The organism is Bacillota bacterium (assembly GCA_023511485.1).
Classification (GTDB): Bacteria; Actinomycetota; Aquicultoria; order Aquicultorales; family Aquicultoraceae; genus CADDYS01.
Map to the genome: position 1 here is coordinate 30,535 of JAIMBH010000021.1, position 10,997 is coordinate 41,531.

A 10,997-nucleotide genomic window follows, 5' to 3' on the forward strand; every position below is an offset into this window, starting at 1 on the left:
TCCAAACGTTTCACAAATGCACACTTTTGTCAAAGAATACGACTATTTGCCCAGCTCAGGCAGCTGCCCGGTGCCTGTCACCCAAAGAAAGGGCGGAGGGAAGCTCCGCCCTTATTTAATCCTTCCAGCGCCTTGTCTGCCTTGTCTGCCTTGTCTGCCTTATCTGCCCTGTTTGTTTGACTTGTTCATGGCCTAACTTAGCTAGAATCGCTTTCTCGTAACCCTATCTTTATCAGTTTATCCAACCAGTGAGGTGATATAAAGGTAGCCTGCTCGTTGCACGAAGACAGTTTAATCCCATCACCTGGGATATGGTTGAAACTGATATCACTGTACGCAGGTATTACTTTTGATATCTCGCCAAAGATATCGGCTGCGCTGGAATACTGCATCTCATAGCCCAGCCTTGACGCCAGGTCGCATATTATCTGCCAGGTATGCTTGCCAGCTTTTGCAGCAACTGCCTCATAAAGGCGCTGAACCCGCTGCTCGCTGCTTGTAAACGTGCCATCTGTCTCGGCAAACGTCGTTCCAGGAAAGACCACATCTGCCTGTGCCATCTCCTCCTTAAACACTGGAGTTATTACGACTGTGAAGGTTCTTCCGCTCTGTAGCAAATCTAAATCTATATCGTCGCTACCGGCACCTATGACTATAAGACCCTTTATCTTGCTTTTAGCTATACTCTCAGCCATATCTTCCGGTGCCAAGCCCTTCATTTCAGGTATACTTGCTCCCCATAATGTCTCCAATATCTGGCGCGGTGTAGAGTCGAAGATGGGCTCCTGGCCTGGGAGATGCTCCGGCGAGACACCCATGTCAATTTGACCCTGGCTGTTGCCATGGCTGCGCAGAGCTATTATGCCGGCGCCCTTTCTGGCAACATTACCAGTAACTAAGGCAAGATTGCAAAGAAGTGACAGCTCACCATGGCTGATAGTATCGGCATTAACAATAATCATAGGGTTCTTTGCTCGAACGTACATGTGTATGAACTCAATGATCTTCGCCGGCTTGACCCAAAATGCCTGAGACCAGTTATCCATTGAGTAAGGTTTAACATGCTTCTTTAACTCCCGAAGACCCAGGGTTCTCCGGTTAATAAACTCGTCGTCGATCAAATCATTGGCAAAGACGTAGTTCAACATAGTCTGCAGCAACTCTTCCGCCATACGCCGGCTTATCTTAAGGGTCATGTTGGCGGCAGCATCAAGCCTAGTCGGCTCATGGTTGACCATTATTAACCTGCTTCCCGCCTCTACCACACCTTTTATCTTAAGTGCAGCAACCGGATATTCGGTAAATACATCGCTGCCATAGATAAAGATAAGATCGCTATGTGATATATCACCAAATGAGCATGTGGAGGAATTCTTGCCGAAATACTCGCCAAGGGCATTATTTTCCGGTACGCTGATAGAGTTTCCGATATTATTGGTCTTCATCGCCAACCGGGCCAGTTTCTGTGCTAGATAGTTCTCCTCATTTGTCAGCTTCGGCGATGCCAACACTGCGACTTTATCAGATCCATACCTGGATATGGCCTCTTTTAATCCCTCACTTGCCTTCGCCAAGGCTTCTTCCCAACTTGCCGGTCGCATACGGCCGCCTTCCTTGATTAGAGGTGTTTCAAGACGATTTTTGCCATGCACAAACAATGTCTCAAAAGCGCCTCTTTTGCATAGATTGCCATCATTTACCGCGCTACCCAGCGGTGAAGATACCTTAATTACTCTATTGCCTTTAACTTTAAGCACAAGAGAACAGTTGATGCCGCATTGCGGACATACTGAGGGTATATCCTTGGTCCGCCACGGGCCGGGCTTAGGAGCCATGACTTTGGCAGTCAGCGCTCCTGTTGGACAGGTAGATATACATTGACTACAGGACTCGCATTGGGTCTCCTCCAGACGTAAGCCCAGCGAAGGTTGAACGACAGTATTAAAGCCCCGGTTGACAAAGGTGATCGCCCCAAGACCCATAACCTCCGAACATATCCTGGCACACCTGCCGCAGAGGATACACTTATTATTGTCTCTCTCGATATACGGGTGATCATTCGCAATTGGCAGGCGATGTTTCTCACCATCAAGCGTTGATGCATCTACCCTGTATTCGGTGGCCAACTTCCTTAGCTCACAGGTAAAGACATCTTGGCAACCGCAAGATAAGCACCTCATCGCCTCTTTTTTTGCCTCTTCTTCAGAAAGGCCCTGCTCTACTTCACGGAAGTTATGCTTTCTTTCCTCAACTGTAAGCATCGGCTGTTTTGCTCTTGGGACTTTCTCCCTATCTGCGAACTCGGCCGGGTCGATCTCCGACAGCTCCCCTTTGCTCGAGTTAAACGGATTAGCAGGCGATACCACAGCTTGCCCATTGACGTATAGGTTAATAGAGTGGGCAGCTCTTTTACCTGCTCCTACAGCCTGAACGACTGTGGCCGGACCGCTAGCTCCATCGCCACCGCCAAAGACCCCTTCGATCGAGGTTGCCATGGTCTCCTTGTTTATCTCTATATAGCCTCTTGAGGAGAGCTTCAGCGTTTCGCCATCGCTTAGCTCAGGCATATCTAAAGCCTGACCAATGGCAGCAATTACGGTGTCTACCGATATGCAGTGCTGCGAACCCTCAACCGCAACAGGCCTGCGCCTTCCGGAACTATCAGGCTCACCAAGCTCCATTTTGATGCACTCAATACCGACGACGTGCCCACCTTCACCAACTATCTTTACAGGTGCCGATAAAAATTGGAAATCTACCCCCTCTTTCTCCGCCTCCTCAACTTCTTCTGCTGCTGCTGGCATCTCGTCCCTCGAACGGCGGTAGATAACCATTACTTTCCTAGCTCCAAGGCGAAGCGCAGTTCTAGCCGCATCCATAGCGGTGTTGCCACCTCCAATTACGGCAACTTTTTCGCCTAAGGCGATTTTATTGCCGAGGGCAACGTCCCGGAGGAAGTTGACTCCGGGCAGTACCCCCTGCAGATCTTCTCCCTCTACGCGCATCTTTTGACTTGCCTGCGCACCTAATGCGACAAATATTGCTTTAAACCCTTCCTTTTTCAAGCTCTCTATGGTGAAGTCACGGCCCAGGGCCTTGTTAAGATAGACCGCTTCGCACAGGTCTGTAATAGTAGCTATCTCTTTGTCCAGTTCCGCCTTGGGGAGACGGTACTCCGGTATCCCGTAACGGAGCATGCCGCCCAGCTTCGGGTTGGAATCAAAGATAGATACCTGGTGGCCCTCAAGAGCCAGGAAATATGCTGCCGACAGACCTGCAGGTCCGCCGCCAACTATTGCCACTTTGTGGCCAGTAGACGGCTTGACTTCCGGCCGATATGGCTCCTCTGCCATATCAAAATCAGCGACAAATCGTTTTAAAGAATTTATTGCAACCGGCTCATCCACCAGATTTCTGCGACAGTTCTTCTCACAAAAACGGGGACATACCCTTCCGCAAACTGAAGGAAGCGGGTTTGACTCTTTGATAAGTTTTAAAGCCTCTTTATATTGACCATCTGCGATAAGCGCCAGCTGCCCCTGTATATCTATCCCTGCCGGGCAGGCCAGACTGCAGGGAGCCACGCAATCTCCGTAGTGATCTGATACAAGAAGCTCAAGACACACACGGCGTAGAGCAGCAAGATTATCGTTCATCGTACTTATTTTCATGCCGTCGCTTACCGAATTGGCACACGCAGGCAATGGGCCACGAGATCCTTCTACATCAACAAGGCAGATTCGACAGGCTGCATATGGTTTCAGCCTTGGATCATGACACAAAGTTGGTATCTTAACACCATGTTGGCGAGCAGCATCAAGTATCGTTGTTCCCGCAGCTACTTCGACTTCTCTGCCATCCAGCGTAATTTTGACTTTATCCATCTCTACCCTCCTTAGTAAACAGTTATTGCATCGAATTTACATACGTTCATACAGAGCCCGCAGCGTATGCATTTGTCATTATCAATAACGTGGGCTTGTTTCTTTGCTCCGGTTATAGCGCCTGTTGGACAGAACTTCTGGCAAAGCCTACAGCCAGTGCATGGGTCGGCCATGACCTCATAGGTGATCAGAGCCTGACATTTCTTGGCTGGGCACTTTTTTTCTTTGATATGGGCCTCATACTCGTCGCGGAAGTATTTAATTGTGGTAAGCGTTGGGTTGGGTGCCGTCTGACCGAGTCCGCATAAAGACGCCCTCTTTATGCTTGCCGCCAGCCCCTCAAGCAGCTCTATGTCACCATCTTTGCCCTGGCCTCCGGTAATCCTGTTAAGTATCTCGAGCATGCGTTTTGTGCCGATTCGGCATGGCACGCACTTCCCACATGATTCATCCTGGGTAAAATTTAAAAAGAATTTGGCAAGGTCAACCATGCAAGTGCTCTCATCCATGACCAGCATACCGCCGGAACCCATAATTGCCCCGATGCCCGTTAGCGATTCATAATCAACCGGGGTGTCTGCAAGGCTTGCCGGAACGCAGCCACCGGAAGGCCCACCCATCTGGACTGCTTTAAACTCAAGGTTGGAAGATGTGCCGCCGCCGACATTAAAAACTATATCTCGAATGGTCATCCCCATCGGGACTTCTACTAGGCCGCCGTGCGCGACTTTGCCGGCAAGTGCGAATACTTTGGTGCCCTTACTCTTCTCGGTACCTAAGCTATAGTAGGCTTTAGCCCCATTGGTTATAATCCACGCGACATTTGCAAACGTTTCAACATTATTAATACTTGTCGGCTTACCCCAAAGACCTGCCTGTGCCGGGAAAGGCGGTCTCGACCTTGGCATGCCACGTTTTCCTTCTATTGACATTATCAGAGCGGTCTCTTCGCCACATACAAAAGCCCCCGCCCCCTCGCGTATCTTTATGTCAAAGTTATATTTGCTCCCGAGAATCGACTCGCCAATGAAGCCTTTTTCCCTGGCATGGGAGATGGCAATCCTTAATCTGCGAACCGCCATGGGGTATTCGGCGCGGACGTAAATATATCCCTCGGACGCGCCTATGGCGTAGCCCGCTATTAGCATGCCCTCAAGGACGCTATGCGGGTCGCTCTCAAGAACACTTCTATCCATAAACGCACCAGGATCGCCTTCATCAGCGTTACATATAATATACTTGGGCGAACCCTTAGCCTGCCTTGTAAACCGCCACTTCAAGCCAGTAGCAAATCCTGCTCCACCTCTCCCGCGCAGACCTGACTCAAGCACCTCATCGATAACCTGTTCGGGAGTCATTGTTTTAAGTGCCTTTTCGAGAGCCTTATATCCGCCAACCGAAATGTAATCATCAATGCTCTCCGGATCGATGATACCGCAGTTGCGAAGCACTATTCTCTCTTGCCCACTAAGAGGATTTTTTGCATCTTCACCGCCACAAGACATCAGAAGCCATTCATCAACAGGTTTGCCGCCCTTTATATGCTCCTCAACTATTCGATCGACTCGCTCCGGTGTCACATCGCCGTATATGTACCTTTCTTTTTCATGGAGCCGTATCTCAACAAGCGGCTCTTTGTAACACATACCTATGCAACCCGTTTGCTGTACAACCACACCGGAGCCTTTAAGTTTTGTGGATAGAGCATCAAAAACTTCTCGTCCGCCTGCAGCCACTCCACAAGAGCTAAGGCCGACCTTAACTAATGTGCTTTTGCTTTTGCTTATGTTTGCGTCTCCGTTTCCATTTGCGCCGGCCATCCTACTCACCATCCCTATTACCATACCTGAATTTTTTAAGAGCCTTACGCACCGACTCCGGCGTCAAACGCCCATAGACTTCATCGTTGATCATAAGAGCCGGCGCAGAGCTACAGCAGCCCAAGCAAGCTACCTGCTCCACCGTAAACTTGCCGTCGGGACTGGTTTGTCCCTCTTTGGCTCCTACCTCTATAGATATGGCCTCGGTAATTCTTTCCGCCCCCGCAAGGTGGCAAGCTGTCCCGTGACAAACTTTTACCAAGTTTTCGCCAAGGGGCTCCAGACGAAACATGTTATAGAATGTCGCAGTACCGTATATCTCACCATTTGGTATACTGGTAATTTTAGCTATCCGATCGATTGCAATTGGAGGTATGTAACCATATATGCTTTGAACCTCCTGTAGTATTGGGATAACGGCTCCTCTTTCTGCATTGTGCTTATGTATAACCTCATCAATAGTTTCGAAAGAGGGAACCTCCCGCGCCCTTACTTTCGTAGCCATTTCCACCTCCTGGTTGGTCACCTAGCGTTTGCATTGCTGTTACAATTTAGCTGTTAAGCGGCATCCCCAAAACCATCGTGGGCTAGCGACTTAAGCATTTGCTTTTTCGAGGACCGATGCCGCTCGTATAGGCTAACAATGCTGAGAATTTCCAACTGCTTCACCCATGGATTCGCCTTGATCTTGTTGGCTATGGCCTCAACGCTGACCGGCGCTTCCACCATAATGACCATGTCGCGGCTGCCGATGACCGGATCAACAAAGTCAACACCGTTCTCTTCCTCCAGGTCCCTAACCGCCTGGATAAATTGCCGCTGATCCATGTCGTCTACTACGTCCACTAAGAAATAAGCCCTCAATCCCATTTTTAAACCTCCTTCCAGCGATTTGAATTTACGAGTCAATTAAACCACCGGAAAAGAAAGTGCACATCGGAGGGCGTACTGTTTTCCATTCACAAATAACTTTGAAGATTTAAGTCCTAAGCATGCAGTTTTATTTCCTGCGCCTCTTGGGTATATTAAGTTAACCATTTCAGTATTTTTATGTAATCAACATCGATAGTCAGTGTATTTACCGTGTTTTGGGGGATCACGGGGGGAACGGCGTGTGGAAAAAATCCGCGTTTTGCTGGCTGATGATCATTTGCTGGTCAGGGAAAATATCCGGCGTTTTTTAGAAGAGGATCCAGGTCTGGCTGTCGTCGGCGAAGCAGGCGATGGGGCACGGCTAATTGAGTTAACTAAGGAGCTAAAGCCAGACGTTATCGTCGCCGATGTTGCAATGCCTAAGATTAACGGTATCGAGGCCATCCGACAAATTAAAACGAATAATCCTTCGGTAGCTATACTTGTACTCAGTGCTTACGACTTCGATCAATATATTTTTACTCTCCTCGACGCCGGCGCAGCAGGCTATTTACTTAAAGACATCTGTTCGCAAGAACTCGTTAACGCCATATACGCGATTCATAGAGGTGATTCTGTCCTTCACCCTACAGTAGCCCGCAAAGTGATGCAGCGATTTAGAAGCACCAATCGGGGCCAGGAGCATAAATCTTTTGACATGCTGACAGACCGGGAAATGGATGTGCTTGGATTGGCCGCACGAGGCAAAAGCAATAAAGAGATAGCTGACGACCTTTGTCTAAGCATACGGACCATAGAATCCCATATAGCACGAATTTTCAATAAACTCGGTGTTGGGTCACGAACAGAAGCTGTTATTCTTGCCCTTAAAAAGGGTTGGGTCGGGTTAGAGTAGTCTGGGGCTAACGCCGGAGAGTTAGTTGAGGCTTAAGAATCAATATCCTGCTAAAATCGGCTATCTTGATAAGCTTCCGGTTAACTTGCATTTGCAGTTAGTAGCTGTTGCCTGCCTTGTGTCGGTTTTGTTTTATATTGAACATGCCGGTATCATCCAGCCTCAAATCCCTAAGTTTGTCTTTGGAGTCGGCAGCCTTAATATCAGCCTTGCGAGCAGCCGTATTCTCTATTTAGCTCCGATCATCTACGCTGCATATAAGCTTAACCTAAAGAATGGCTTTGCTTTCCTAGCACTGCTCTTATTTTTCATGCTGCCCGAGACAGCAATATCATCAAATCGCATCGGCTCCATACTGGCGACACTTGTTATAGCCCTGACTGGAGCAACCATCCTAATATGGGTTAATTATCATAAAAAGCAGCAAGAGCATCTTAAAACAGCCTCGGAAAGGCTTGAGCTTGCACACAAAAAGCTGCAATCCAAAGTACGCATTTCTATCCACCAGGAAAACCAGCTCACAACAATAGCTAATTTCTCGGCAATGTTTGCCCAAACCTTTGAATTGCCGCAAATCTTTGCGGCAGCCGCAGATATGACTATGCAGGTGATGCAGGCCGAAATAGTAATGCTGTTTCTGCTTGATAAAGACAAGCGTGAGCTGAAACTAACCGCATACAAAGGAATCAATAGCAAATACGCCTCACTGATGGATAGAGTAACGTTGGGCGAGGGATTTTGCGGTATTGTGGCACAGACCGGTCGCACATTAATAATCGAGAGCATGTCTGCCGACCCAAAGCATGGCTTACCTGAAGTAAAAGAGGAAAATCTTCAATCCCATCTCGGCGTTCCTCTGCAGGCGCAGAATAAAGTAATGGGAACGCTTCACGTGATGACGCGCTCGCCGAGACATTTTAGTGATTCTGAGGCTGAGTTGCTCGCAGCCATTGGAAACTTAATTGGTATTGCAATCGAAAGTACCCAACTAAATTACGAGCGAGAGTTAGCCAATGCAGAACTCCGACTGTCTGAGAAAAAATACAGGCAGCTCTTTGAAAATGCCCACGATGCGATCTGGGTTCAGGATTTGTCCGGTACAATTATCGGGGCTAACCACGCCGCCAGCTCCCTTTTTGGCTGGAGCTTGCCCGAGTTGATAGGCATGGATCGAAGTAGCCTTGTTTCCCAAGAAGGTCTTGCACTTTTTCAGGAAGTACAAGAAAGGCTGATAAACGGCCGGGATGTAAAACAACCATATACGCAAAATATTATCAAGAAAGACGGAACCGAGGCTATCCTTACAATAACCACCAACCTCATTTCTGTTAACGACCACCCCTACGCTTTTCAATTTATCGGCAGAGACATAACAAAAGAAGTAAGGATGCAGGAGAACCTGCGTTTTTATTTGCAGCAAATAACACAAGCGCACGAAGACGAAAGGCTGCGAATATCAAGGGAGCTTCACGACAGCACAGCTCAAGACATAATCGCCATACTGCAGAGACTTGAGAGCTTTTGTAAAACAGATGAGCACCTCCCTATGGCAAGGCTAAGATCCCTGTGGAACTTATACGGCCAAATTAAAGGATTACTAGAAGACGTGCGTCAATTAAGCCGCGACTTAAGACCATCGATCCTGGACGACCTGGGACTTCTGCCGGCCGTGGAGTGGTTGGTGGAGCAGCTAAAGAGCGAGCATAGAATAGAATCTAGTCTAATAGTCTCGGGAGCGGAAAAGCGTTTCTCTACAGAGGTCGAAACCACCCTGTTCCGCATAATTCAAGAAGCGCTAAGAAATATCATCAAGCATGCCGAGGCGACAAAGGCTAGCGTTAGAATCGATTTTGCAGATTCAGAGACCAGAATATTAATCTCAGATAATGGCAAAGGATTTGAGCTCCCCGCAAGTTTGGGCGAACTCTCGCGCCTTGGGAAATTGGGATTAGATGGAATGTTGACTCGAGCTAGGCTTGCAGGCGGTAGTTTTGATCTAAAATCTAGCTTAGGTGCAGGTACAACTATAGATATATCTATTCCAGTCTGAGGTTACATACAAATGCAGCACCCAAACTGCAAGGTTATGTGTCACCCGGACAGCACTTACCGTTTTAAAAAATAAGTAATACGCACCTGATTCATAAATCATACCTGCCGAAGACTTGAAGAGAGCCCCTTATAATAATAAGATATAATTATTATTTGCATTAATTATGGGGGCAATAGCGCTGGGCACTCCACGGGCTGCAAACCCGTTGGCCGGTTCCAATAAAACCGGGGTGGGTTCGATTCCCACTTGCCCCCTCCATTGTTTGAATTGAATCCTTCTTATATGCTATTGATTCCGCCTGCGGTATCTGTTTCGTACTTAAACCATTCCGGGCCATGCATGAATCCTCTGCCATGCTTAAACCTCCAGGGACCTATAAATCCTTTCAACCCGGGTATAAATTGGGTCTTATCAAGTCCGTTTTGTTTTGCCCAGGCCTTGAGGTCTTCTCTTAGTTTTTCCATCTCTGTCCGTCTGTCTGCTGGGGATAGGCCCTTGATCGATTGCAGCTTGGCGTTTACCTCATCGATCTTTTTCAAGATCGCATCTTTCTGTGCCTGGGTAATCTTTTTATCCTTTACGGCCTGGTCCAGCCTGGCCTCAAATCTCGCCCTTGCCTGTGCTCTCCTCTCGTCTCGATCATCCTGGAAAACCTTGTTCACTTTGGCAGGGTCAAGATTGAACGCTTTCGCCAACTTTTCAACTATAGGTGGATACGACCCGATATTTTGCGCAGAAGCGTAAGCACTATATGCCCCACCCAGCAGTAATGCGCTAGCAACAATTCCTGCAATTACCAGCGGTCTAGCCTTCATCCATCTCAGCACCTTTCTGCCTCCTCCTAATACCTAATAAATGATTATTATTGCGAATACAAACCACTCCCACAATTATAAGGCCAAAAAACATGAAGACGGGTACCGCTGCAAGATAAGCTACTGCCCAAAAGGCATCGTCCAAAATATCCAGCATTGCGGCCCCCTCTCCTGACTTTATCAGTTGAATTTACAAAACCCAAGGTAGCAGAAGTATAGATGATAAAAAAGCGTGCATTTTGCCACTACTTGTCTTATGGATTAAACTCTTCCACCGCCATAATGTTTTTAGGGGGATTAATTCTAAGCTTGCGAAGTATCTTGTTGCTAAGCTGAGTTCCCTTGGTCTTGATGTAGTATTTCTTTGTATCTATCTCAACCTGTGCAAAATTAAGCGAGTTAATAGCTTCACGGATGCTCTCAGGGCTGGCATCTTCTAAGTCTTTAAGTTTGATCTCAAGGGTTCTCTCAAGCAAGAAAGCTAAAAAGCAGACAACGAAGTGACCTTTTATTCTTTTTTCGGTCCAGTGAAAGATTGGTTTAACCTCTAGAGTGCTTTTCATAATGCGAAAGGACTCTTCAATTTTCCACAGGCTGTGGTAGGCATCTAAGATATCTTCTGGCTTTAGATCTGTTTCGCTGGTTACAATACCGTAG

General features: G+C 47.7%; 9 protein-coding genes and 1 tRNA gene. 3 read left to right on the plus strand and 7 right to left on the minus strand.

The window, feature by feature from the left end; all coding sequences use genetic code 11:
• Positions 1 to 197: 197 nt before the first annotated feature.
• The 4 genes from K6T91_08020 to K6T91_08035 are packed head-to-tail and all read right to left on the minus strand — an operon-like array spanning position 198 to position 6,574.
• Positions 198 to 3,884, minus strand: coding sequence for a molybdopterin-dependent oxidoreductase (locus K6T91_08020; GenBank protein MCL6472740.1), 3,687 nt, complete (start codon positions 3,882 to 3,884; stop codon positions 198 to 200).
• Between the two features lie 11 nt (positions 3,885 to 3,895).
• Entirely contained in the window at positions 3,896 to 5,704 is a 1,809-nt protein-coding gene (locus tag K6T91_08025) for an NADH-quinone oxidoreductase subunit NuoF (GenBank protein ID MCL6472741.1), read from the minus strand.
• A 1-nt stretch (position 5,705) separates the two neighbouring features.
• On the minus strand, positions 5,706 to 6,209 hold the full coding sequence (gene nuoE / locus K6T91_08030) for an NADH-quinone oxidoreductase subunit NuoE (protein ID MCL6472742.1): 504 nt from the start codon (positions 6,207 to 6,209) through the stop codon (positions 5,706 to 5,708).
• A gap of 53 nt (positions 6,210 to 6,262) precedes the next feature.
• Positions 6,263 to 6,574, minus strand: a complete 312-nt coding sequence (locus K6T91_08035; protein MCL6472743.1) for a hypothetical protein — start codon at positions 6,572 to 6,574, stop codon at positions 6,263 to 6,265.
• A 244-nt stretch (positions 6,575 to 6,818) separates the two neighbouring features.
• Here K6T91_08035 and K6T91_08040 point away from each other — a divergent pair, with 244 nt between their 5' ends.
• From K6T91_08040 to K6T91_08050, 3 genes are all read left to right on the plus strand, one after another.
• Entirely contained in the window at positions 6,819 to 7,472 is a 654-nt protein-coding gene (locus K6T91_08040) for a response regulator transcription factor (protein MCL6472744.1), read from the plus strand.
• 25 nt (positions 7,473 to 7,497) lie between these two features.
• Positions 7,498 to 9,522, plus strand: a complete 2,025-nt coding sequence (locus tag K6T91_08045; GenBank protein MCL6472745.1) for a PAS domain S-box protein — start codon at positions 7,498 to 7,500, stop codon at positions 9,520 to 9,522.
• Positions 9,523 to 9,691: 169 nt separating this feature from the next.
• Positions 9,692 to 9,779, plus strand: a tRNA-Cys gene (locus K6T91_08050).
• Positions 9,780 to 9,803: 24 nt separating this feature from the next.
• Here K6T91_08050 and K6T91_08055 read toward each other — a convergent pair.
• The 3 genes from K6T91_08055 to K6T91_08065 form a co-directional block, all read right to left on the minus strand.
• On the minus strand, positions 9,804 to 10,340 hold the full coding sequence (locus tag K6T91_08055) for a hypothetical protein (protein MCL6472746.1): 537 nt from the start codon (positions 10,338 to 10,340) through the stop codon (positions 9,804 to 9,806).
• Positions 10,330 to 10,497: a hypothetical protein gene (locus K6T91_08060; protein MCL6472747.1), complete on the minus strand. Its 168-nt coding sequence runs from the start codon at positions 10,495 to 10,497 to the stop codon at positions 10,330 to 10,332. The genes K6T91_08055 and K6T91_08060 overlap by 11 nt, the downstream gene beginning before the upstream one ends.
• A 97-nt stretch (positions 10,498 to 10,594) precedes the next feature.
• On the minus strand, positions 10,595 to 10,997 hold a 403-nt coding region (locus K6T91_08065), incomplete at its 5' end, for an IS1634 family transposase (protein ID MCL6472748.1).

Excerpts from the sequence above, each read along its gene's own strand:
- K6T91_08020 (MCL6472740.1), bottom strand. The coding sequence starts at position 3,884 with ATGGATAAAGTCAAAATTACGCTGGATGGCAGAGAAGTCGAAGTAGCT.
- K6T91_08025 (MCL6472741.1), bottom strand. The coding sequence starts at position 5,704 with ATGGCCGGCGCAAATGGAAACGGAGACGCAAACATAAGCAAAAGCAAA.
- nuoE (MCL6472742.1), bottom strand. The coding sequence starts at position 6,209 with ATGGCTACGAAAGTAAGGGCGCGGGAGGTTCCCTCTTTCGAAACTATT.
- K6T91_08035 (MCL6472743.1), bottom strand. The coding sequence starts at position 6,574 with ATGGGATTGAGGGCTTATTTCTTAGTGGACGTAGTAGACGACATGGAT.
- K6T91_08055 (MCL6472746.1), bottom strand. The coding sequence starts at position 10,340 with ATGAAGGCTAGACCGCTGGTAATTGCAGGAATTGTTGCTAGCGCATTA.
- K6T91_08060 (MCL6472747.1), bottom strand. The coding sequence starts at position 10,497 with ATGCTGGATATTTTGGACGATGCCTTTTGGGCAGTAGCTTATCTTGCA.